Origin of the sequence: Campylobacter concisus (genome assembly GCF_003048875.2) — a bacterium.
Taxonomy (GTDB): domain Bacteria; phylum Campylobacterota; class Campylobacteria; order Campylobacterales; family Campylobacteraceae; genus Campylobacter_A; species Campylobacter_A concisus_AU.
In genome coordinates, this window is record NZ_CP049264.1 from 1,405,252 (window position 1) to 1,428,917 (window position 23,666).

20 protein-coding genes are annotated in these 23,666 nt (G+C 37.1%); 5 read left to right on the forward strand and 15 right to left on the reverse strand.

The features are described from left to right. Positions 1–20: 20 nt before the first annotated feature. Entirely contained in the window at positions 21–2,444 is a 2,424-nt protein-coding gene (locus CVT07_RS07030) for an N-6 DNA methylase (RefSeq protein ID WP_107936364.1), read from the forward strand. A gap of 644 nt (positions 2,445–3,088) precedes the next feature. Here CVT07_RS07030 and CVT07_RS07035 read toward each other — a convergent pair. After that, positions 3,089–3,859: a polysaccharide deacetylase family protein gene (locus tag CVT07_RS07035; protein ID WP_107936366.1), complete on the reverse strand. Its 771-nt coding sequence runs from the start codon at positions 3,857–3,859 to the stop codon at positions 3,089–3,091. 102 nt (positions 3,860–3,961) lie between these two features. Between CVT07_RS07035 and CVT07_RS07040 the strand changes: the two genes are divergently transcribed. After that, positions 3,962–5,059 (forward strand): glycosyltransferase family 9 protein, encoded by a 1,098-nt coding sequence (locus CVT07_RS07040; protein ID WP_107936368.1) that lies wholly within the window; start codon positions 3,962–3,964, stop codon positions 5,057–5,059. On the opposite strand, the gene CVT07_RS07045 is transcribed toward CVT07_RS07040, so the two are convergent. From CVT07_RS07045 to CVT07_RS07065, 5 genes are read right to left on the reverse strand one after another with little or no spacing between them, the layout of a single operon-like run. After that, the gene (locus CVT07_RS07045) at positions 5,007–6,122 is read right to left on the reverse strand and encodes a glycosyltransferase family 4 protein (RefSeq protein ID WP_107936370.1); all 1,116 of its coding nucleotides are present in this window, start codon (positions 6,120–6,122) and stop codon (positions 5,007–5,009) included. The two genes, CVT07_RS07040 and CVT07_RS07045, sit on opposite strands and share 53 nt — an antisense overlap. Beyond that, positions 6,119–7,192 (reverse strand): glycosyltransferase family 9 protein, encoded by a 1,074-nt coding sequence (locus CVT07_RS07050; RefSeq protein WP_107936372.1) that lies wholly within the window; start codon positions 7,190–7,192, stop codon positions 6,119–6,121. The genes CVT07_RS07045 and CVT07_RS07050 overlap by 4 nt, the downstream gene beginning before the upstream one ends. Beyond that, a complete protein-coding gene (locus tag CVT07_RS07055) occupies positions 7,179–8,216 on the reverse strand; it encodes a glycosyltransferase (RefSeq protein ID WP_107936374.1) in 1,038 nt (345 codons plus the stop codon). Before CVT07_RS07055 ends, CVT07_RS07050 begins: the two co-directional genes overlap by 14 nt. Next, positions 8,194–9,513, reverse strand: a complete 1,320-nt coding sequence (locus CVT07_RS07060) for an O-antigen ligase family protein (RefSeq protein ID WP_107936376.1) — start codon at positions 9,511–9,513, stop codon at positions 8,194–8,196. Before CVT07_RS07060 ends, CVT07_RS07055 begins: the two co-directional genes overlap by 23 nt. Next, on the reverse strand, positions 9,476–10,411 hold the full coding sequence (locus CVT07_RS07065; protein ID WP_107936378.1) for a glycosyltransferase family 9 protein: 936 nt from the start codon (positions 10,409–10,411) through the stop codon (positions 9,476–9,478). The genes CVT07_RS07060 and CVT07_RS07065 overlap by 38 nt, the downstream gene beginning before the upstream one ends. Before the next feature lie 131 nt (positions 10,412–10,542). Here CVT07_RS07065 and CVT07_RS07070 point away from each other — a divergent pair, with 131 nt between their 5' ends. Further along, positions 10,543–11,574: a glycosyltransferase family 4 protein gene (locus CVT07_RS07070; protein WP_107936380.1), complete on the forward strand. Its 1,032-nt coding sequence runs from the start codon at positions 10,543–10,545 to the stop codon at positions 11,572–11,574. Further along, the gene (gene waaF, locus CVT07_RS07075) at positions 11,571–12,524 is read left to right on the forward strand and encodes a lipopolysaccharide heptosyltransferase II (protein WP_107936381.1); all 954 of its coding nucleotides are present in this window, start codon (positions 11,571–11,573) and stop codon (positions 12,522–12,524) included. The genes CVT07_RS07070 and waaF overlap by 4 nt, the downstream gene beginning before the upstream one ends. A gap of 34 nt (positions 12,525–12,558) precedes the next feature. Here the strand turns inward: waaF and CVT07_RS07080 are convergent, their stop codons facing one another. The 5 genes from CVT07_RS07080 to CVT07_RS07100 form a co-directional block, all read right to left on the reverse strand. Next, positions 12,559–13,266 carry a DUF6882 domain-containing protein gene (locus CVT07_RS07080; RefSeq protein WP_107936383.1) on the reverse strand — a complete coding sequence of 236 codons (708 nt, stop codon included), beginning with the start codon at positions 13,264–13,266 and terminating at the stop codon, positions 12,559–12,561. Between the two features lie 15 nt (positions 13,267–13,281). Next, on the reverse strand, positions 13,282–16,893 hold the full coding sequence (dnaE, locus tag CVT07_RS07085; protein WP_107936385.1) for a DNA polymerase III subunit alpha: 3,612 nt from the start codon (positions 16,891–16,893) through the stop codon (positions 13,282–13,284). Between the two features lie 1,207 nt (positions 16,894–18,100). After that, complete coding sequence (locus CVT07_RS07090; protein ID WP_107936389.1) at positions 18,101–19,000, reverse strand: glutamate--tRNA ligase family protein; 900 nt, start codon at positions 18,998–19,000, stop codon at positions 18,101–18,103. Next, positions 18,978–19,223, reverse strand: coding sequence for an RNA recognition motif domain-containing protein (locus tag CVT07_RS07095; protein WP_009294719.1), 246 nt, complete (start codon positions 19,221–19,223; stop codon positions 18,978–18,980). The genes CVT07_RS07090 and CVT07_RS07095 overlap by 23 nt, the downstream gene beginning before the upstream one ends. A 224-nt stretch (positions 19,224–19,447) precedes the next feature. After that, entirely contained in the window at positions 19,448–19,999 is a 552-nt protein-coding gene (locus tag CVT07_RS07100; protein ID WP_107936391.1) for a DJ-1 family glyoxalase III, read from the reverse strand. A gap of 81 nt (positions 20,000–20,080) precedes the next feature. Between CVT07_RS07100 and CVT07_RS07105 the strand changes: the two genes are divergently transcribed. Continuing rightward, entirely contained in the window at positions 20,081–20,338 is a 258-nt protein-coding gene (locus CVT07_RS07105) for a SelT/SelW/SelH family (seleno)protein (protein WP_257639680.1), read from the forward strand. Positions 20,339–20,381: 43 nt separating this feature from the next. Here CVT07_RS07105 and CVT07_RS07110 read toward each other — a convergent pair whose 3' ends face one another. From CVT07_RS07110 to CVT07_RS07125, 4 genes are read right to left on the reverse strand one after another with little or no spacing between them, the layout of a single operon-like run. After that, positions 20,382–20,993 carry a DUF4304 domain-containing protein gene (locus CVT07_RS07110; protein WP_107936393.1) on the reverse strand — a complete coding sequence of 204 codons (612 nt, stop codon included), beginning with the start codon at positions 20,991–20,993 and terminating at the stop codon, positions 20,382–20,384. A gap of 24 nt (positions 20,994–21,017) precedes the next feature. Further along, on the reverse strand, positions 21,018–21,584 hold the full coding sequence (efp, locus tag CVT07_RS07115) for an elongation factor P (protein ID WP_004317246.1): 567 nt from the start codon (positions 21,582–21,584) through the stop codon (positions 21,018–21,020). 21 nt (positions 21,585–21,605) lie between these two features. Next, positions 21,606–23,186, reverse strand: a complete 1,581-nt coding sequence (serA, locus tag CVT07_RS07120; protein WP_223227349.1) for a phosphoglycerate dehydrogenase — start codon at positions 23,184–23,186, stop codon at positions 21,606–21,608. Beyond that, the gene (locus tag CVT07_RS07125; RefSeq protein WP_230855694.1) at positions 23,180–23,617 is read right to left on the reverse strand and encodes a hypothetical protein; all 438 of its coding nucleotides are present in this window, start codon (positions 23,615–23,617) and stop codon (positions 23,180–23,182) included. Before CVT07_RS07125 ends, serA begins: the two co-directional genes overlap by 7 nt. Positions 23,618–23,666: the final 49 nt, after the last annotated feature.

The following is a 23,666-nucleotide window of genomic DNA, read 5'->3' on the forward strand; positions in this document are numbered from 1 at the left end:
AAATAGAGCAAGGATAAAAAATGAGCGAAAAACAACAAAATACTTTAGTGGATTTTATAACAGGGAAAAATATAAAAGACACACCAGAGGAGCGAGAAGCCGTTCAGCCATTTCTTAAAATACTTCACGAAGATTACGGTTATCCAAAAGAGCTTATACAATCACACCCACAATATAGAGTAAAAGCAAGTCCATCCGACAAAAGAGGCTATCCTATCGATATTGCCGTATTTGAAACGATAAAAGGCAAGAAAAAGCTTAAAATTGTAGTAGAGTGCAAGAAAAAAGATAGAAAAGATGGCGTCGAGCAGCTCAAAGATTATCTTAAATTTTGTGAAGCAAATATAGGAATTTGGTTTAATGGCGATGAGAGCGTATATCTAAAAAAGATAGAAAAGTCAGGCAATATAGAATTTGAAGAAATTGCCGCCTTTCCAAAACACAATGAAAAACTAAGTGAAATAGGAAAGTATTTAAGAAAAGACTTAAAGCCTACTCATAATTTAAAGGATATTTTCAAAGAAATTAGAGGGCGAATTGTCGCAAACAGCACAGGTGTAAATAGAGATGAGCAAATTGCAAAAGAGATGATACTTTTGATACTTTGTAAAATTTACGACGAGCGTTTTACTGGCAATGATGAGATGGTTAGATTTAGAGCCTCAGTAGATGAAAGTGATGACGAAGTAAAAGAGCGAATAGGTGAGCTATTTGCTGATATTCAAGAAAAATATGATGATGTTTTAAGTGAGCAAGATACCATAACTTTTGACGGAAAAACCTTAAAACTTGTTATAGGAAAACTCCAAAATATTTGTATTACAGAAACCGATAGAGATAGTGTAGGTGACGCTTTTGAAGTTTTTATAGGCTACTCACTTAAAGGCTCTCAAGGGCAATTCTTTACACCTAAAAATATAGTTAGAATGATGGTTGAAATAGTAGCACCTGATAAAAAGCACTCTATCATTGACCCAGCGTGTGGAAGCTGTGGTTTTTTAGTGGAGTCATTAAAGTATCTTTGGCACATTCTTGACAAGACTATTTCAAACGAAATTTCAAGAGCTGAGGAAAAAATGGCTTTAGCCATTAAAAATATAAGAGGTATTGAAAAAGATAGCTTTCTAACAAAAGTAGGTAAAGCCTATATGACAATTTTAGGAGATGGAAAGGGTGGTATTTTTTGTGAGGATAGTCTTGATTTACCAAGCCATTGGGGAGAACTTACAAAAAACTCAATAAAGTTAGATGGCTTTGATATATCCTTTTCAAATCCTCCGTTTGGAAAAGACATAAAAGTAACCGGCAAAACAAAACTTGCTCAGTATGAGCTAAATTTTGATAAAAAAGAGGGCAATGTTTCAACGCTGTTTTTAGAAAGAAATATGCAACTTTTAAAAGATGGAGGTCGTTTAGCTATAATCTTGCCTGAAACATACTTTCACGCACCTAGCACGAGGTATGTTAGAGAATTTTTATACAAACACAACATTGAGTGGCTAATAGATATTCCTCACGATACCTTTAGACCGCATAACAATGCAAAATGTATCATCTTAATAATTCAAAAGAACAAAAAACAGCAAAGATATATAAATATGGCGGTCGCCGAATTTGCAGGACACGACCACAACGGAAAGCCTATTTATGACACAGAAAAGAACATTAAAGATGACACATTAAAAATTATCGACGAAATCAAAGGAGTGACAAACGAAAAACAATACACATTTCAAGTGGAAGCCAAAGAGGTTATCAATAGCGATATTTTAATTCCTAGATATTTTTGGAAAAGCAAAGAAGCTGAAATTTCAAACTTTGCTAGAGAGAAAAATCTACATTTAATATCACTACAAGAATTAATAAATAATGAGTGTGTCAGTTTCTTTGATGGACACGGCTCTCCTAAAGGTGAGCTAAAAGGCGAAGGCGAAATTCCATATATCAGAGTTAAAGACATTGTAAATTGGCAGATTTACAAAGACCCTACTGCAATGATACCGCTTGACGAATATAAAAGACTTTTTTCTTTTCAAAAAAGACTAAAACAAAAAGATATATTGTTTGTAAGACGTGGAAGCTATAGAATAGGCAGTGTAGCTATGGTATCAAGAAATGACATTAATGTAATTTTGACTAGGGAAATTTTGGTTCTTAGAGTAAATGCTCAAAAAGCTATGGATAAATACGGATTAACAGCAGAATATCTGATTTATGCTTTGTCGCACATCTTGACCTATAAACAGCTTGAAAATAAAATTTTCATAGATACTACATTACCAAACATAGCCGATAGGTGGAAAGAGTTAAAAATACCCATACCTTGTGATATTAGCGAATTAGAAAAAATTACTAAAAAAGTTAAAGAAGCCATTTCTAAACAATGGGGCTTTTTAAATGCAGTTAATATTTTAAAAACACAAAATGATGTTTTTTATACTTGATTTTTTACGACTCTTTTTAAAGAGTCGTTTTTTTATATAAAAATCAATAAGTTATTGCAACAGAGCCAATATAAAATACCAGATTTTAATCTAAATTTACACTGGATAAAAATCAATGAAGACGTAAAATGGAACCAAAGTGAGTAAGGAACTTAGGAGTTTTAAGTGTAAAAAGTGATAAATTAATAATCACAGACCTAGATCATATCTTTTATGAAGGCACATTAAAATTTATGGCGAACTATAAAATTATAGCCATAAAGATGACTTTAGGATAATTTTTTGTCTCACGCTTGAACTTAAGACCTTACATCACTCATTAAACAGAGATGATTCACAAAATAAAATAATTTATGAAAAGAAAAAAGAAAAAATGAAGAAATATGGTTCAATAGTAGCACATTCAAGAATATTTCTAAATTTTACTTGGCATGTTTTAAGCGAACAGTTTAGAAATAACATCCCAGAAAACACTATAAAAAAGAAATTTTGGCTTTTGAATTGGAGATGATAAATTTACGATAAGATTCACTGATATTTTAAATAATAAAAAAAGAATCGCTATATTTTGAGATCAAAAAAGTTCTTTATCTTTTTTGATCTCACTAATTAATTGAAAAAAATTAATTAATGTTTTATTGGTTTTAACTCCTAAGAAAAGCATATATCGAGCCCAAAAAGTCATTTTGATAGATAAACATAGTCTTTTTAAGCCATTTTTCATCGCGCTTTGTCACTATGCGTTTTATCTCCTCTAAGTTGCCATCGGCCTTATTTATGCCGCGCTTTGTCGTGAAAAACGCCTTATAGCCATGCTTTTTAGCAGCACTTAGATACTCATCATTATATTTGCCTCTTGGCCAGCAAAGTGCGTCATCTTCAAAGCCAAAATTTTTCTTCATAAACTCACGGCAAAGACCAAATTCCTCATCCAAGCTAAGCTGCCCAAAATATCCATCAAAATGCCCGTGCGTATGCGAGTGAAAGCTAAAACAATCGCTCATCTTCTCGATCTGCTCTAAATTTAAGATCACGTCTTGTGGTCTGCTAGGAGCCGCATTTTTACACTCACTATGGCTGCCATTTAAGAAGGTTCCATGACTTATCTCATGGGCTTTTTGTGCTACCTCTATCCAGCCAGTGACTATAAACATATTTGCTTTTAGTCCAAAGTCTTTCACGATAGGATAGGCATAGATGTAGTTGTCCATCCAGCCATCATCAAATGTTACGCAAACGCTCTTTTTGGGCACTTCAAGCTCGCCTTTTTTATATGCGATAAATTCATTTATACTTAGTGTTTTATAGTCATTTTCGGCTAGAAATTTCATATGCGATCTAAACTCATCCACACTACTAGCAATAAAACCACTCTTTTCAAGTACGTGGTGATACATCAAAACTGGTACGCTCATTTTTGCCTTTTACAAAATTTCATTTTTTATTTTTGTATTCTAACAACCTATTTATTAAAAACTATGTAAAATATGCCTTAAATCAAACTAAAGGAATTTGTTTTGTTTTACCTTTTACAATACATACTTTTTTATCCCATATTTAAATTTATAAGTTTTTTTAGAAAACCATCTGATAAAATTTTAATCATACAAACTGCCAAGATCGGCGACTATGCAAATTCGACTATTATTTTTGAGCCTTTGGCTAAATTTGATATATTGCTTGATGAGATAAATATTGCTTTTGCCAAACATGACAATAGGATTGATAAAATTTTTATAATAAATGATATAAAAAAGAAAAAAACTTCCAAGCTAAGACTGGCATTTGCACTTTTTAAACAAAACTATAAAGATGTTTATGTCCTTATGCCAAATAGTCTAAATCTTTTCTTAGCACGCTGTACTCTAGCCAAAAACATAGCAACTATCAAGCATTACGCTACTTCTAGTAGCTTTAAACTGCTAGCTTTTGGTATGAAAAAAATTTCACATACATTAAATGACTTAACACTATCAACATATCTAAAGATGATAAACGTTAATGAGTTAAAATTTGAAAAACAACTACAAAAACCACTGTTTGTACCATCAGAAAATATTATCAAAAGCGATAAATTTAAGGTAGGTATAAGTCTTAGTGCTGGCAATAAAATGAAAACGCCACCTAATCAAATTTGGGAGAAGATCTTGAAAATTTTCTCTAAATTTGACTGCGAAATTTATGTTTTTGGCGTTGGTGATGAGGCTAAACTGCTGGAAAAACTAATTTTAGAAAGTAGTGAAAGAAATAGTTTTGAGGGATTAAAATTTATATCGATGATAGATAAGGTCAAACTTGAAGAACTTCCGTTTTATCTATCACAGATGCAGTTATACATAAGCTCTGATACTGGAAACTACTATGTGGCTGACAGCGTGCACACTCCAACGATATGTTTAATGGGACCATGCTTTGCAAGTGAGCAAAGAGGAGTATTTGATTCGCTTGTTATAAATTCTGCTTTATCCCCAATTAGTTCAGTATTTAAAACTGTTAGAAATATAGATGCAAGTTCCTTTTTTGAGCTCAGCAAAGATGATCTAGAAAAGATTGAACGATTTGTCAAAGATCACTATATATCGCATCAACGCTGCGAATATAATTATCCAAACTAAAAGTATCAATGACTGCACTATCTGGCGCTTTTGAGCTTGGTTTAGTTAAATTTTCAAGACATTTTAAAAGCGACCTTGGGTCTCTTTGGACTATGAAAAAATCTTCTTTTTTTGATGATATATTATAAATTTCTCTTATAACTGGTATATTTGAGTAAATAACGCCAAGGCCACAACTAAGTCCTTCTATAACGACTCTTGGCAGGCCTTCATCACTTGAAAAGCCTAGTACGTAGTCACAATTTTTATAAATTTCTCCCATTTGTTGCACAAAGCCTAAATATTGCGCCTTACCTGATTTTATTAGCATATCAAATTTCTCTTTTGCACCAGGTGTCAGCTCTCCACTGCCTGCAAAATAAAAATCGACATCATCTCTTTTTAAAATAGTTAGCGCATCAAAGACCAGCTCATGTCCTTTGAGTGTTAGAAAATTTGCAGGCATTATTATATTGATCTTATTTTTATCAAATTTTATATTGTCTATAACAGTTGCTTCGTTATTAACTATCACTGGATTATATATGATGTTTTTTTGTATTTCTATCTGTTTGGCATAAAATTCATAAGTTGAGTTTGAAACGCAAATAGGTATAAATTTTTGTTTATTTAAAATTTTAAGTTTAAATGGTTCTATGGGAGAGTTCTTTCTTAAATGCTGTATAACTTTAATGCCTAAAACATTTGCGGCTTCGATATAGGCAAGGTTTGTTGAAAAGTGATTATTTAGATGAATTATGTCTGGTTTTTCATTTGAAAGCATAGCGATGGCATATTTGTAATCTTTTTGATAAAGGTATTTAGCTAAAGCTTCTTTGCTAAATATACGCAACAGCTCTTTTATTATTTTTGCTGGCTGCCTCTTTGGCGTAAATTTTATAAAGTTCACGCCAAGATTATTGATTATTTCAGATATATTTTGCTCACCAACTTTATAGTCATTTTCAAAAAAAACGCTAAATTGATATTTCTTGTATTTTTCTAGACCTTCTAAGAGATATATAAAGCTCTTTGTTCCACCACCATATTCATGTCCAGTATCCACAAACAAAATTTTTTTCAAATCATTTCCTTGAGCATATCATAAACCTCTTTTTCATCAATTTGCAACATACATTTTTGAAATTTACACTTTTTGCCTATGCATGGAGAGCAAGTGCGTGGTTTTTTAATAAATTTATGAATATCTATATCAAAATCTGGATTTGAATTTATAGGTGATGCCACCGCAAAAAGACCAATAGTTGGAGTTTTTAGGGCTGCTGCGACATGCAAAGGACCAGTATCTGGCGTGATTAGTATATTTAGCCTTGAAATTAGTGCGGCTGCTTCTCTGATATTAAATTTACCAGCAAGGTTTAAAAGACGAGGATCATTTATCCTTTCTTCTAACTGCTTAGTCATGGCACGTTCAGCAGGACTTCCTGTTAAGACTATGATAGCATTTCTATCTTGTAAAACAAGCTTTGCAAGTTTTTCCCATTTATCTATAAACCACTGCCTAGAAATAGTGCTAGCACCCATTTGAAAACCGATAATTTTACGGCTCTCATAGCCTTTTAGCGCCTCATCAACATTAGTAAAATCACTTGCCTCAAGGTATAAATTTAGACGCGTATCGCGACTTTGAATGCCTATAAATTTAAGCTGTTCTAGACGGTTTAATACCACATATCTATCATCTCCATATGGCTCTGGAGCATTTGAGTGAAATGAGCTAAACTTATTATTTAAATTTGGCAGTTTAAATAGATATTTTGCCCCACTAAGAACAGCTAGTGGAGTAGCTTGCGGTTCATTTGAGTGTAAAATAAAAACTATATCTGGTGATAGTTTTTTTAATTTTTTTAAAATATCCAAAAACCCACTTTTTTTACCATCATATAATAAAATTTCATCAATGTTTGGATCGGTTTTAAAAAGTGAGGCTGTAGATGGATTTAGTAGCGCAACTACTTTTACATGCGGAAAATTTTGCTTAAACACTCGAAATACTGGTGTGTTAAAAATAGTATCGCCCAGTGCTGTGTTACTAAAAAAACAAACGGTTTGAAAAGGCTCGGTTACCAGCTGCGTCTTTTGTATTTTTTTAAAATTTAAAATTAGACGCATAAAGTTTTCAAAGAGTTTCATACATTTTTTCCGTTTGTCTAACCATTGTTTGGATTGAGAAATTCTCTACTATAAAATCTCTAGCATTTGTGCTAAATTTGGAACGAAGATTGGCATCTTCTATGAGAGTTTGCAGAGCATTTTTTAGAGAGTCTTTGTTGTTATTTTCAAACAAAAGTCCCGTTTCATTATCTTTTATCGCCTCGCCAATACCACCTACATCACTACCTATGCAAGGCACCGCACAAGACTGAGCCTCAAGCAGTGCTGTGCCAAGGGCTTCCATTTTTGATGGCAAAACGAATAGATCAAAGCTACCTAAAAAATCGCTTACATCGGCTCTATTGCCAAGCATTAAAATGTTTGAGGTTTTTATATTTTTTAAATTTTCATATTGTGGGCCATCACCTACTACAACCAAAAAAGTATTTGGTAAATTTAGCTCTCTAAAGGCTTCAAATAAAATTTTATGATTTTTAGCAGCTCTTAGCACTGCCACAATGCCCACTATAATGGAATTTGTTGGCAAGCCTAGTTGATCTCTTATATCTTTTTTAAAATGTGGAGTAAATTTATCAGTATCAACTCCAGTGTAGATAGTCTCTATTAAGCTTTCTTGTACTCCTTGAGATATAAGCTGAGTCTTGACGGCATTTGAAACAACAACGATCTTATCATTTATGTTGTAACTAAATGGCGACCTAATTGGCGTTTGCAAATGTCTAGTGCGAACTACCTTTGCACCAGTTATTTTACTAACTATAGCACCTATAATCCCATCTTTACCCGAGTGAGTTGAGATGATTTTTATATTATTTTGCTTTACAAATTTGCAAATTTTTAAAATTTCAAGGATGTTAAATGACCTTTTGAGATTAAACTCGACAAATTCACACTCTATCTGCTTTTCAAGGCTTTTTGAGCCAGGGTTTAGCCCATAAAAAACTTTAAATTTGCTCTTGTCTAGTCCGTTTATCACACGCTGCGTGCGGTGCTCTTGCCCGCCAAATCCAAGAGAGCTTTCAAGCTCTAGTATATTTATCATCGTTATTAGGGCCTTTTTTATAATATATACCAAGTGCCATACCTAATGTAAGGTAGAAAAGTTTTGCTTCGCTACTTCCAAAAAAACTACCAAATAGCAAGCTTGCAATAAAGCCAAGTCCGCCAAAGAAAATCGTGTGTCCAAACACCATTAAAAGCATATTATTATTTTTACTTACCTGAATGCTAGTTTTTAAATAACTTATCCAAATTCCAATAAATGCGAGAAGCCCAAATATGCCAAGCGAAAAAAACATCCCTAAAAATTCATTATGAACTTGTGAATAATCAGAAAAAGGCACATCTTGCTCGCTATTTAATTTTCTAATAGTTTTTCCATATAAAAATCTACCATATCCAGTCGGCACAAATGGCTCATGCAGTCTATAAATAAGGACTGACTTCCACGAAGCTATTCTAGAAGGAACTGACTCAGTTAGCCCCATTTCAGAGTATGTCCCCATCTCTTTTGGAGATTTTTTCATAAGCTCAATATATTTTGGTATTAGTGTCAAATTATATCTATCTGGAGATATGTGATGAGAAATCTCATAAAAACCAAAGATAAATATAGTAACTAACGCGCAAGATAATATTCTAATTTTATTTGATCGTATAAAAATAAAAAAAACAGCTGCTAGCACAAATATAACACCTATATAAGTAGCTCTTGTATTGTTTGAAATGATGCTAACTAGTGAGATTACTAAAAAAAGAACCGCGAATGCTTTATTTTTTTGAAATGTTAAAAGAGAAATGGCACATCCAAAAGCATACACTGCCCAAATTCCAAACCTCTCGCCACCACCATCGTAAATATATCCATCTAACAACCCACCAGTTCTATAACGAAAATCAAAGCCAACATTAGCCCACGTTATTATATTTATGACAGAATGCAGTAAAAGTGAAGAGAAAAATATATAAATATAAATTTTAATTTTCTCATATCCTAAATTCATAAAATAATAGAACAAAACGATCATAAATGCGACATTTTTTATAACACCCTTATTAACCTCTTTTAGTGTTTCATTTATATCTATGGTAAAAAAAAGTGATATATACGCTAATAAAGCTATGATAAAAAGTAGAGCTAGTGGAGCTTTTATTTTTAGTAAATCTTTCAAGCTCCATTTTTTATACTCTGTTGCAACGACTAAGAGAGTAAATAATGACATAGATATAGACTGTATAGAAGCTACTTTTGCCACTGGCAAAGAAAAGAGATAAATGGTAAAAAATATATATTTTAAATTTTCAAGCAAACTGTAATATTTTGTTAAAAATTTCATCATTTTTGATTTCCTCTGCTATTTTGTTTGGGCTTTGCAAGACTATGCACTTACCGCTGCCGTAGATTGGTGCCCATCTTAAAGGATTTGTTTTTCCAAATAAAACGATCGTCTTTACACCAAGCGCTGGAGCTAAATGTGCTACACCTCCGTCAAGAGTAAGAACAAATTTGGCTGCCCAGATATAACTTGCTAGCTCATCTAAACTTTTTGTTCTAGCAAAAACAACATCTGCCTTATGTGATATGTCATTACCAAAGTTGGCCTCTTCTGCACTAATGGCAATATTTTTAAATCGTTGCTTTAGAAATTCTAAAATTTCTAAGATTTTACCTTCACTTAAGCGATTTTGTTCTACTCGTGATGAGATATGAAAAAATACAAAGTCTTTAAATTTTTCATTTTTTTCACTTGGCACGTAAAGTGTTTTTTCATCTTTAAAATTTACCCCAAGTGGCGCCAAGCATTGACAACACAGCATGGCTTCATGTAAGGACTGATCAAAATTTAACCTATCTGTTATGAGATGTCTATCTTCGTTTTGTTTGACTGCTCCTATTATCTTTTTAGCACGAGCCACTCTTGCAAAGATAGCGGCAGATGGCGAATAGGAGCTTCTAAAAATAACAACTACATCATAATTCTCACGCCAAATTTGAAATAAAATTTTACACTTTCCAAAAAAAGCTTTAACCTTCGCGGCAATGGATCTCACATGCTTTGGCTTTGTATATGTGTATATTTTGTTTAAAAAAGGGTTGTTTTTAACAACACAAGCATTTAAGCTATTTACTACGATATCTATCTGAGCCTGAGCGTAGGCTTTGCGCAACGCTTCAATGGCTGGCGTAGTGCAAATTAAATCACCTATGTTGTCATTTCTTATAAGTAAAATTTTCAAAATGTTCCTTCATTAAAATGGCAAATTATATCTAAGATTATTTTAAAACAAGCCAATTTTTAGGTTAAGGCATTTTTTTGTATTATTAAATAATTTAATATTATTTAAAAATGTTTTTGGCGGAGTTATAGATGAAAAAAATAGTATTTTTAAGAACTAATCCAAACGCAGTTGGAGGTGCTGAAAGATACTTAAGAAGGCTTGTTAAGGCCATAAATGAGCTTGGTATCCAAACAGAAATTCGCTCATATCTTGGAGATGTTGGCATATCTTCTTGGAAAAAAGCTCTAAATTTTAACCGCCAAGTAAAACGCCAAAAAAAAGAGGACGAGTTTTATTTTAGCCTAGAGCGAGTAAGCTGCGCCGATATCTACAGGGCTGGAGACGGCGTGCACAAGGTTTATAGGGCGACAAAGAGCTTTTGGTGGCTAAACCCCCTAAACTTCGTCTATCCATACTTAGAGAAAAAGTGCTTTAAAAACTCCCAAAAGATCATCACAAACTCAAATTTCATCAAAGAGCAGATCATCGAGACTTACGGCATAGAGCCTGAAAAGATCACGACCGTTTATAACGGCGTAAATTTACCCCAAAGGGTGCAAAAAGCCGAGGCAAAGCTCGCACTTTGTGAGGAATTTGGACTTAAATTTGAGCTTGCGACCCTGCTTTTTGTGGGAAATGGCTTTAAAAGAAAGGGGCTAAAAGAGTTTTTGCTCCTTGCCTCAAAGCTAAAAACGCCCGTAAATACGCTCATTGTGGGCAAAGACAAAAACATCTCAAGCTACAAATGCCTAGCTAAAAAACTTGGGCTAAACGCCTATTTTGTCGGCGAGCAAAAGAGCACGGCGAAATTTTATGAAGCGAGCGATATTTTCATCTTTCCAACGCACTATGAACCATTTTCAAATGTCGTACTAGAGGCACTTAGCTTTAAAAACGTGGTCTTTACGACGGCTCAAAATGGAGCTAGCGAGATTTTAGAAGATAAATTTGTGCTTCAAAGCCCAAATGACGAGAGCGCGCTGGAGTTTATAGATGAAATTCTCACAAACCATGGGCTCATGGCGAGCCAGCAAGAGAAGGCTTACGAGCTTTCTTTAAATTTTAGCATCGAAAAAAATGCTGCTCTTACGCTTGAAGTGATAAAAGACGTCTTAAAATGAGAGTTTTTATCGAGCTTCCAACCTGGCTTGGTGATAGCGTGATGGCAAGCGCTGCGATCGAAAATTTAGTGCAAAACGAAAAGAATTTACAAATCGTTTTTTTTGGCTCATTTGTAGCCTGCGAGCTTTATAAAAGTCATCCAAACTGCGAAAAAGTGGTCGTTGATGAGAGCAAAAAGGCTAAATTTAGATTTTTATCCCTTGCTAAAAGTGCAAAAAGTCTTGGTAAATTTGATCTAGCACTTAGCTTTAGAAGCTCGTTTGCTAGTAAATTTTTGCTATTTTTTATAAACGCTAAGAAAAAAGCCATCTTTAAAAAGAGCAAAACCGTCCTTCATCAGGTGCTAAAATATGCAAATTTTGTAAAAAATGCCCTAGGCCTAAGCGAAATTTCTACTAAGCTAAAGCTACATTTTACACCTCAAATTTCAGCTAAAAAAACACTAGCTCTAAATCCAGGTGCGAGCTACGGAAGTGCGAAAAGATGGTACCCAGAGTACTTTGCGCAGGTGGCTTTAAATTACAAAGATGAGTTTGAGATAGTCATTTTTGGTGGCAAAGGCGAGCAAGAAATTTGCGAGAAAATAGAGCAAATTTTAAAAGAAAACGGCGCAACTTGCCAGAATTTAGCTGGCAAAACCAGCGTCAAAGAGCTTTGTGAGCGCATAGCTGGGCTTAGTCAAAATGGCATTTTTGTCACAAACGATAGCGGCCCTATGCACGTAGCTGCCGCCTTTCATGTGCCAACGATCGCTCTTTTTGGACCGACAAAATTTAGTGAAACCTCGCCATGGGGCAATGAATTTGCAAAGATATTGCATCTAAATTTAGCTTGCATGCCCTGTATGAAGCGAGTTTGCCCACTAAAAACGCATGCTTGCATGAAAGATCTAAAGCCGCAAATGGTAATAGATGAGATAAATTTACTAAGAAAAGAGCTTGGTTATTAAGCTAAGCGCCTAATAACCAAGCCAAAATATAAATTTATAATTTCGCGGAGATATTTGTCAGCCTATTTGGCTCATCAAATGTAAAACTTACTTTGTCTTGAAATTTAGCTACGATTTCGTTAGGTTTTTCCTCAATTTTTATCTCGCAACCCAGCAAAAGCCCTTTTATAAAAAGCTTGTGATCTAGCTCATAGGCGCTTATACACTCATTTACTACGCTAACTACTTCGCTTGCTAAAACTGGCTCTTTAAAGATAGTCTCAGCCCTAAATGCCACGTACGCAGCACCTCCGTCGTAATCGATCCTATAATAGCTTAGCTCCTCGCCAAGCGCCACGCAAGCAACCATGCTGAGCGTATGACCATTTATCTCTTCATCTAGCTCAAACTGCGCCGTGCTAAACGCTTCAAGCCCAAATTTCTCGCCAAACTCACGCGCCCTATTTGCAAGGCTAAGCAAGCGCTCATCAAAGCCATTTACATTTTCATAGCCCCAAAGCCAAGTGTTAGACGAAAAGCTCTCAGAGCCGATGAACTGCATATCAAACTCCTGCTTGTCAAAGCAAATTTTGCCGCTTTCAAAGTCAGCCTGCCACTTGCTAGCCTCAACCACTTGCTTAAATAATCTCTTTTGAAGCAGCATCGCTCTGCCAAGACAAGCGCTAAAAAGCTCGCTCCAGTTACTTTTATCTATGCCAAACTCATCTAAAAAATGGCTCTTTTTTCTAAAAATATCAAACATTTCTTGTCCTTAAATTTACGCCGAAGCAGTGAGCTTTTCTATCTCTTCGCCCACATCGTCGCTTACGATAAACTCGGTCTTATAGATAAAAATTTCGCCAGTTGCTTCATTTTTTATCTTTAAAATGAGCCGTTTTTGATTATTTGGAGCATTTTTGCTAAAAACTAGCGAGTAAATTTGCTCCAGCTTTTGCCTGCTAAGCTCGCTAAGGCTTAAAAGCACCTCTAGCTCGGCATACTCTCTTGCCTTTTGAGGGGCGCTCGCCTCTTCGTTTTTGCTAAATTTAGAGTTTTGCTTTAGCTTTCTTGTCTTAAAGTCTAAATTTTGCGCATCTTCTAGGCTATAAACCTCGTTTAAATTTGTCCTTACAAACTGATCGTCGCGCGAGATATTTATCCTAAATGCATAAGGCAGATCGCGTTTTGCCTCGTCTTTTACGATATCTTCGATGTTGCCAAGCTCCCTTTCAAAGACGGCGATCTCGATGTTGCCGTGAAAGTCCAGCACATTTATAGTGCCCATTTTTTTGCCACTTTTTGTTATCCTCGTAGCAAAGTCCTCGATCTTGCCAACTACCAAAATTTCAGCACTTTGTGGCAAGGTTTCAAACTCCGAGCTTAGCGTGTATTTGATCTTATTTATCTCATCTTTATAGTCATCAAGCGGGTGACCTGAGAGGTAGATGCCAACGCTCTCTTGCTCAAATTTCAAGATCTGCTTGATGTCAAATTCATCATCTATAGTGACGAAATTTATCTTCACATCATTCATGCTATCATCTTCGCCAAATAGGCTCTCAGCCGCGTTTTTACGTATCTGGGCTGCATTTTTGCAAGCTTCTACGATATTTTCCACATTTTGTAAAAGCATCTTGCGACTAAAGCCAAACTCATCGAAGCAGCCAGCTTTTATAAGGCTTTCAAAGACCTTTTTATTGACCTTAAATGGATCGATCCTTGAGACAAAGTCGTCCATGCTCTTAAACTCGCCCTTTGCGTCACGCTCAGCGATGATATTCTCAATAGCCGCTCCGCCAACACCCTTAATCGCTCCAAGTCCAAATATAATGCCATCGTGACCCTCGTTTTTAACGACGCTAAATTCTTTGGTTGATTTGTTGATAGATGGTGGCAAAGTATCGATGTTTATGCGTTTTATCTCATCGATGTAGCGAACGATCTTATCGACGTTGCTCTCCTCGCTTGTTAGAAGTGCCGCCATAAATTCAGCCGGATGGTAAGCCTTCAGATAAGCAGTCTGAAATGTAACATAAGCGTATGCTGCGGAGTGAGACTTGTTAAAGCCATATCCTGCAAATTTAACGATCAGCTCGAAAAGATCGTCCGCTTTTTGACCGTTTAGCCCCTTTTCTTCAGCGCCTTTTACAAACTCGCCCTTTAGCCTGTCCATCTCTTCTTTGATCTTTTTACCCATCGCACGGCGCACAAGGTCCGCCCCACCAAGGCTAAAGCCACCTATGGCTTGAACGATCTGCATGACTTGCTCTTGATAGACGATGACGCCGTATGTTGGCGCAAGGATCGGCTCAAGCTCCTTAAATACGTATGTTATCTCCGCCTCGCCATGTTTTCTTTTGACGAAGTCATCAAGCATACCACTCTCCATCGGTCCTGGGCGGTAGAGTGCTAGCATCGCGACGATATCCTCAAAGCAGTCTGGGCGCAGGCTAGTTCCTAGCTTTCTCATGCCCTCGCCCTCTATCTGAAAGATGCCGATGGCTTGGCCACTTTGTATCATTTTATAAACGCCAGAGTCGTTTTTATCGACCTGCTCCCAGATGATGTCCCTGCCAGTGCGCTGTTTAACAAGCTTGATCGCATTATCAATAACCGTTAGCGTCTTAAGGCCAAGAAAATCAAATTTTATTAAATCAACGTCTTCAAGGTACTTCAGGCTATACTGCGTCACAAAGCGATCTTCTGGGCTGTTTGGCTGGCGAAATAGCGGTGTTTTGTTCCAAAGCTCTTCGTTTGAGATGACAACGCCTGCTGCGTGCTGGCCGGCGTTTCTGTTTAGCCCCTCAAGATCAAGGGCAAATTTCCAAATTTTAGCCGCCTTTGGATTTTGACTTATTAGCTCAGCTATCTTTGGCTCTTTATCGTAGGCATCTTTTAGCGTGATGTTAAGCTCATCAGGGATAAGCTTTGCCATCGCATCAGCCTCCGCATAAGGCATGTCGCAGACTCTAGCGACATCTCTAATGACACCTTTTGCGAGCAATTTACCAAATGTAATAACGCCAGCAACGTTAAATTTGCCGTATTTTTGCGTGACATAGTCGATGATCTCGCCGCGCCTGCTCTGGCAAAAATCCACGTCGATATCTGGCATGCTAACGCGCTCTGGGTTTAGAAATCTCTCAAAAAGCAGGTTGTATGGGATAGGATCAAGGTCGGTTATCTTTAGCGAGTAAGCGACCAAACTACCAGCTGCGGAGCCACGTCCTGGGCCAACTGGCACGCCTCTGCGCTTGGCCTCGTTGATGAAGTCCCAAACGATCATCATATATCCTGGGAAATTCATCTTATTGATGATGCCGATCTCTATCTCAAGGCGCTTTCTATACTCTTCGTGTAAATTTTCAGGGACAAATTTCAGCCTCTCTTCAAGACCCTTTCTACACTCATGCTCGAAAAAAACAGCGTCATTTTTGAAGCTATATCTGTTTTCTGGCTCTGGGAGGGTCAAATTTCTCTCCTTAGCGCACTCAAGAGTAAATTTAAAATTTGGCGGAGTTGGGTTGCCAAGCTTGATCTCAAGGTTGCACTTATCCACGATCTCTTGGGTGTTTTCTATCACTTCAGGGATGTCTAAAAATAGCTCGTTCATCTGCTCTTTGCTTTTGACAAAAAACTCATGGACGCTGTGGCGAAGTCGGTTTGGATCGTCTAAGGTTTTGTTCATCGCGATGCACATGAAAACCTCGTGCGCGGCGGCTCTTTCTTTAAAAGTGTAGTGGGTGTCGTTTGTGGCGATGACCTTGATGCCAGTCTCTTTTGCGATACGCAAAATGTCATCGTCTATGCGCCTTTGATCGCCAATGCCGTGGCGCATGATCTCAAGGTAAAAGTCATCTCCAAAAATTTCTTTATACTCAAGCGCGACCTCTTTTGCCCGCTCGTAGCCTTTAGCGCCAAATTTAACGTTACGCTCGCTTAAATTTAGATGCCAGCTCACCTCGCCCTGCAAGCACGCTGAGCTACAAACTAGGCCTTCGCTGTGCTCTTTTAAGATTTTTTTATTGATACGAGGATAGTAGTAAAAGCCCTCGATATAGCTCATGGAGCTAAGATACATCAGATTTTTATAGCCAGTCTCGTTTTTGGCGATTAGGATGAGGTGAAAGCGCTGCTTGGTGCTCTTATCGTCAAGCTGCTCGCCGTTATGCACGTATGCTTCGATGCCAATTAGCGGTTTTATACCATTTTTTTTCATCTTTTTGTAAAAATCAATCGCGCCAAACATGTTGCCGTGATCTGTGATCGCTGCTGCCGTGTCACCTCTGTCGTGGAGCATGTGGGCTAGCTCTTCTATCTTGTTTGCTCCGTCTAGTAGGGAGTATTCGGTGTGTAAATGTAGGTGTGTAAAGCCAGAATTTTCACTCATTTTTTATCCTTTTTAATGAGCGGATTTTACAAAATTTTGGCTAATAAGGCGCTTGATGAAAGCTTAATGATAGCTTTAAAATTTAGAGAATTTTCTGTCTATGGCAAGAACAAAGCGCATGGTTAAGCTGTCACGCTGCGCTATTTAGCGTCTATCAAATTTTAAAATTAGAGCTGGAAAATCACGGCTTTAAATTTAGTAGTCTGCTAAGGCGAGTGAGTAAGATTTTAAAATTTGCTTTGCGATGCATACATTTTATTGAAATTCCAGCAAATTTTAAAATTTCATGAGCGAGTAATTTCGGCTCTAAAATTTGAGCTAAGCTGCAAGCGAAGCCAAATTTTAGTAGTCAATTCTTGCGAGTGAATGAAATTTTAAAATTTACAAAATAGCAAATTTCTCTTTTAAAAATACAGACCTTAAATTTAAAAACTCTTTTATCCAAAAGGGAGACAAGGGGACTTGAATTACGAGGCCGTCCCCTTATCCCCCTTTTTAAATCCCCCAATCCCCTCGCACGTTGAAAGGGCATGCTTTAGTGCTAGCGCACTGCATGCGATTTATTTTTAAGAAATTTCCAGCAAATTTTAAAATTTCATAAGCGAGTAATTTCGGCTCTAAAATTTGAGCTAAGCTGCAAGCAAAGCCAAATTTTAGTAGTCAATTCTTGCGAGTGAATGGAATTTTAAAATTTACAAAATAGCAAATTTCTCTTTTAAAAATACAGACCTTAAATTTAAAAACTCTTTTATTCGAAAAGGAGACAAGGGGACTTGAATTACGGTCTGCTCGCAGTTACGAGAAGTCAAAGCAAAGCCGTCCCCTTATCCCCCTTTTTAAATCCCCCAATCCCCTCGCGCGTTAGAGGTGCATGCTTCAGCGCTTTGCACTGCATGCGTTTTTGTTAAAATCCAGCAAATTTTAAAATTTCATGAGCGAGTAATTTCGGCTCTGATTTTAGTGGCAAGCTTTGCGAGACCTAAATCAGTAGTCAATTCTTGCGAGTGAGTGAAAGTTTAAAATTTGCAAAATAGATTTTTATAAATTTGATGTTTATTTCTTTGTTAAGGGGGAAGAGGCTTGAATTACGAAGTCGCTCCCTTCCCCCTTAACAATCCCCTAACCCCTACGACGTTCAAGGTGCATGCTTCAGTGCTAAAGCACTGCATGCTATTTGCGCCAAAAAAATCAAGCTAATTTTAAATTTCTAGAAAATTTTAGAGCTCATCAACTTCTCAGCCATATTTTTAAGCCTAAATTCATAAAGCAAGTTTGAAATTTTATCTGCTGAGTTTAAATTTAGTCCAAGGTCACTTGCTAACATTTTGTAATAAATTTGAGGATTTTGGCTTAGATTAATAGGTGGTGACTTGGAGCTTTTAGAAAGCTTTTTGGCTCCGTCTAAAAGTAGCTTGTGGTGGATAAATTTAGCATTTAAAAAGCTAAAATTTAGCCTTTTTGCAAGGTATCTTTGAGCTAGCGTGCAAGGCAGCAAATCCTCGCCTCTAACCACTAAATTTACCCCCATATCCTCATCGTCAATGACACTTGCGAAGTTGTAAGCTGGGGTAAAATCCTTTTTGTAAATGACAAAATCGCCCATCTGCGCTGCTACTTGCCTGCCAAGCTCGTCATTTTCATCCACGCTTAGTCTAATGGCGGTTTTATCTTTTATAAATTTTAGCTTTTTGTCTTTGCAAATTTTAGTGTAAATGCCGTTTTCATAAGCATCTTTGGTAGCTCTTGTGCATTCACAAATGTAAATTTCATCTAGCTTTTCAAGTGCGTTTTCATATCTTTTGGTTCTTGTTTTGAAGCTAAAATTTTGCTCAAAGTCGTCTATACTTTTAGCACCTTTGTCATAGCAAAGTCCTAGAAATTCTAAAACGTCAAAGATATTTTGAACAAATTCGCGCCGGTATCTGCCAAGGTCATAATCATCAATTCTTAAGTGCAAAACGCCGCTCAGTGAGCGCGTCAGAAGATAAGTCAAGATGAAATTATAGGCGTTGCCAGCGTGCAGATAGCCGCTTGGCGTCGGAGCTATGCGCGAGACTATGCCACCAGATGGTGGCAAATAGTCATTAATCCCTTGGTCTAGCCTCATTTACTCTTAAAGTGCGTCCGCCAAGTTCTTTTTCATTTAGTGCGTCGATCGCCTTTTGGCCCTCGTTCGCGTCGTCCATTTCAACAAAGCCAAAGCCCTTTGAGCGGTCTGTCTCTCTATCTTTTACGATCTTTGCGCGCCTTACTTCACCAAATTGTGCAAAAGCTTCCTTCAACTCTGCCTCTGTCGTTCTATACGACAAATTTCCTACATAAATGTTCACAGGATTATTCCTTAAAAAAATTATCGATCTGATCGATTAGAGAAATAATAGCTTATTTCCGTCAAAAAGATGTAAAAACCAAGAAAAATATTACAAATTTTTAAAAAATATCCTTAAATGCAACAAATCGCAACAGCAAGGCGTTATAATATCTATCACTAAACAAAATTTATCCTTAAGTTTAAGTGGAATAATTAAATAAAAAATTACAATTTTTTTATAAACTATTTATAAAGTAAATCATTTTTTACTTTAAGATAAGCTTCTTCGCCAAGCAAATTTTTCACTATAAAAAGCGCAAATTCCATAGAAAAAGCTGGTCCCTTGCCAGTGATGATATTTTGATCTTTTAGCACGTTTTTATCGCTCACGTAGCCTCTTTTGTCGCTTCTTACGTTCTCTTCAAATCCAGGGTAGCAGACAAAATGCTCTTTAAGCACACGAGCTAGCTCAAGCACCATAGGAGCGGCACAAATGGCACAAATCAGCTTACCTTTTTTGTCAAATTCTTGCAAAATTTCTCTTAGTTTGGCGTCATTTGCGAGATTTTCTGCGCCAGGCAGACCTCCTGGAAGCACGATCGCATCATAGCCTAGCTCCTCCACCTCACGAAGTGTGACATCAGCTTTTACATTTATATTGTGAGCACCTCTGATCTGCGCGTCCTTCAAGCTAGCGATAGATGCTATAGCTCCAGCTCTACGCAAAACATCGACGGAGGTTAGCGCCTCGATCTCCTCAAAACCATCAGCTAGGATTACGGCTACCTTTTTCATAAAATCGTCCTTTCTCGTGTTATCTGTTTGTTAGGATAAATTTTATATAATCAAAGCTTATTTCACAAGAAAGGACAGAGCATGCAAGTAAAAATTATTTACTGCAACTCTTGAAACTATCGTCCGGTAGCTTCTCGTGTAGAAGATGAAATAAAAGCGAACTTTAGTGATGCAAGAGTCGAGTTGGTTGTAGGAGATGGTGGAAATTTCATCGTCGAGGTTGATGGAAACGTTATCTTTTCTAAAAAGGATCGCATCGGAAACGATGAGTCAAGGTTCCCACACGGCGAAGAGATCACAACTCTTATAAACAAATATCTCAAAGAAAAGTCGGCTTAATGCTAACTAGCGGGGCAGGCAACTGCCTCGTTTTGCTCAAAATTTACTCTTTAAATTTTATCTCATCTTTTTTATATTTTCTAAGTAGCTCGTTTATCTGATTTTGAAATTTCTCCCATCTTGCTTCGCTGCCATGCTTTGCATAAAGCATCTTGGCATGAGAGATCAAAATTTCACTTTTATCTTTTATCAAAAGATATTCGTAGAGCTGATTTATCGCTGCAAGACCGTTTTGTTCGAGCATTAGCTCTATTAAATTTTCTTCAAAGCTATTTTGCTCAAAAAATTTAAAAACAAAGCCAAGGTCATTTGCTACATTTTCATAAATTTTAGCCACGTCACTATCTGGCTCTAGCTCGTAGTATGCAGCAGATGTGCGAGTGATTTCATGTGCTCTAGCTCTAAAATGGCACTCATACTCTTTTGGCTTGCTAAGCGCTTCTTTGCCAAGAGTAGCCTCTATAAAAGGGGCGTAAATGCCGCAATTTATATAAAATCTCGTGCGCTCTGAGCTATTGCCACTACTTTTTTGAAAATTTACAACGTAGATAAAATTTGGAGTATTTTTGTAGAAATTTAAAGCGCTCTTGCTAAAGCCATTATCCTTAAATAGCGGCTTTAGCAGAGCGATAAGCTCGTCAAATTTCTCTTTCATAAATTTAACGTGCCAGATGTGTGATTATTTATTTGCGCGCTCGATGTACTCACCACGAACGGTATCAACGCGGATAACCTCGCCTTCTAGTACGTGAAATGGTATCTGAACTACCGCGCCACTCTCAAGAGTAGCTGGCTTTTTACCGCCTTGTGTGTCGCCCTTGAAATTTGGTGGAGTTTCAACTATCTTTAGCTCGACTACTTGTGGCACTTCAACGCCGATAGCATTGCCATTGTGAAATAAAATTTCAACCATCATGCCATCGATCATCCATTTTTTAACATCACCCACGTCCTCGTCGCTGATCGCAACTTGCTCGTAAGTAGTCGTGTCCATAAACTGGCAAAACTCACCATCATCATAGAGGTACTGCATCTCTTTTTCTTCAAGATGCGGTTGCTCGCACTTGTCACCTGCGTGAAAAGTCTTTTCAAGAACCTTTCCATCGACAAAAGATTTGATCTTTGCACGAACAAAAGCTGCACCCTTGCCCGGTTTAACGTGTTGATATTCTACGATTTTATAAGGAACGCCGTCGATCTCGATCTTTAGTCCCTTTTTTAGATCGCCCATTGAATATGAAGCCATTTTTTATCCTTTCGTAATTTGTTATATAACTGCGTATTGAGCCCAAACACAAGCTTCAAGTGCGTTTAATCTCTCTAGCGTTTCTGTTTTTATATGTTCATCAACCAAGATGACCGCAAGCGCCATGCCGTGCTCATCTCTACCAAGACGGAAGTCTGCGATATTTATCTTCTCATCAGCTAAAATTTTACTGATCTGAGCGATAACGCCTGGTACGTCGTGGTTTTTAAAGATGATCATCTTGCCTTTTGGCTTGAAGTCAGTCTTAAAGCCATTTACGGTTACTATGCGTTGTTGATTTTCACCAAATACCGTGCCACCAACGCTTACGATGCCATTTTCTGTCGTAAGACGAACTGTGATCTTGTTTTTAAAGATACTGTCTCCACCTGTGCTAGTTTCGGTAGTTATGCCTTTTTCGTCGCATAAAAATTTAGCATTTACGTAGTTTATCGCATCGCCAAGACTCTCTTTTAAAGCGCCTACGATCGCAAAAGTTAGCATTGAATTTGCATATTCGCCAATTTGCCCGTGAGTCTCTATACGGATAGCTTTGATCGCGCTTTTGTTTATCTGAGCTGCAAGAAATGCCATCTTGCTTGTAAGATCGATATAAGGCTCAACAAACGGCGGTAGATCTTCTGTTTTTATAGGTAAATTTAAAGCGTTTGGATAGCTTATGCCGCGTGCTGCCAAGATAGCCTGCTCGACTGCCTCTACTGCGATGTTGCGCTGCGACTCAAGAGTGTTTGCTCCAAGATGCGGTGTGACGCTTACATTATTTAGATCAAGAAGCGGATGACTTGTCGCTGGCTCTTTTGTAAAAACGTCAATGCCAGCAAATGCTATCTTGCCGCTTTTTAGCCCTTCATAAAGCGCCTCTTCGTTATAAAGACCACCTCTAGCGCAGTTTATAAGCCTTACGCCATCTTTCATCTTTGCTATCTCTTTAGCCCCGATCATATCGGTTGTCTCTTTGGTCTTTGGAGTGTGGATCGTGATGAAGTCACACGCCAAGATATCATCAAAATTTTTAGTATATGTGCCTCCCATATCGATAACTTTAGATGGATCGATATATGGATCATATGCGATGATATCCATGCCAAAAGCTTTTGCGCGAGCTGCTACTCTTGAGCCGATGTTACCAAAACCGATCACACCTAGCTTTTTCTTAAAAAGCTCAACTCCATACCACTTCTCGCGTTTCCAAATTCTATCTAGCTTTAGGTCGTTGTGAGCGTATTCAAGTGATCTTGCAGCTGCTAGCATGTGTGCCATAGTTAGCTCAACTGCTGCGATAGTATTTGCAGTTGGGACGTTCATAGCGATGATGCCTCTTCTTGAACAGCCATCTATATCAACGTTATCCACGCCAACACCAGCTCTAACGATAGCTTTTAGTTTTTTACCAGCTTCTAAAAACGCTTCATTTACCTCAGTCGAGCTTCTAGTGATCGCTACATCAGCCTCGCCTAAAATTTTTAAAAGCTCGTCTTTTGGGGTATTAACTGCGTCTATTACATTTATATCTTGTTCTTTTTTTAAAAGTTCAAAACCTACTGGGTGTATCGCATCGCAAACAATGATAGTTTTCATAATTTTACCTCTCTCACACTTGAGTGAATATCGTAAACCCTTAGCTGCAAAATGATATTTTGCAAAAGCCTTGAGTCTTGGGTATTTAAAAAGATCTGGCTCTTAGCGCCATCTCTTACTACAGTAAAATCAACCTCGCTATTTCTTAAAGTCTGCATCAAGCAGAACATAGAGTAGATGTCGTTTTTATCTATCAAAAGTTCGTATGCTGTGATCTTTGGCTTTTCTATCTTAGGTCGGTTGTATTCTATAAAAATTTCATTTACGGGCAATACGTAATCTTTTTTCTTAATAGTTGCCAGCTCGTTGATCCAGTTTTCACTGCCGGCTGTATTTTTGGTTATATTTTGCTCACTTGTAATATTTTTTTCAGTAGTTTGGCTGAAATTTACGCTTGCAAATTTAACAAGATAAACTCCAACCAAACCTAACATCACAAAGAGCAGAACAACTACTAATAAAAGCGTGCGTCTGCCCATTTAT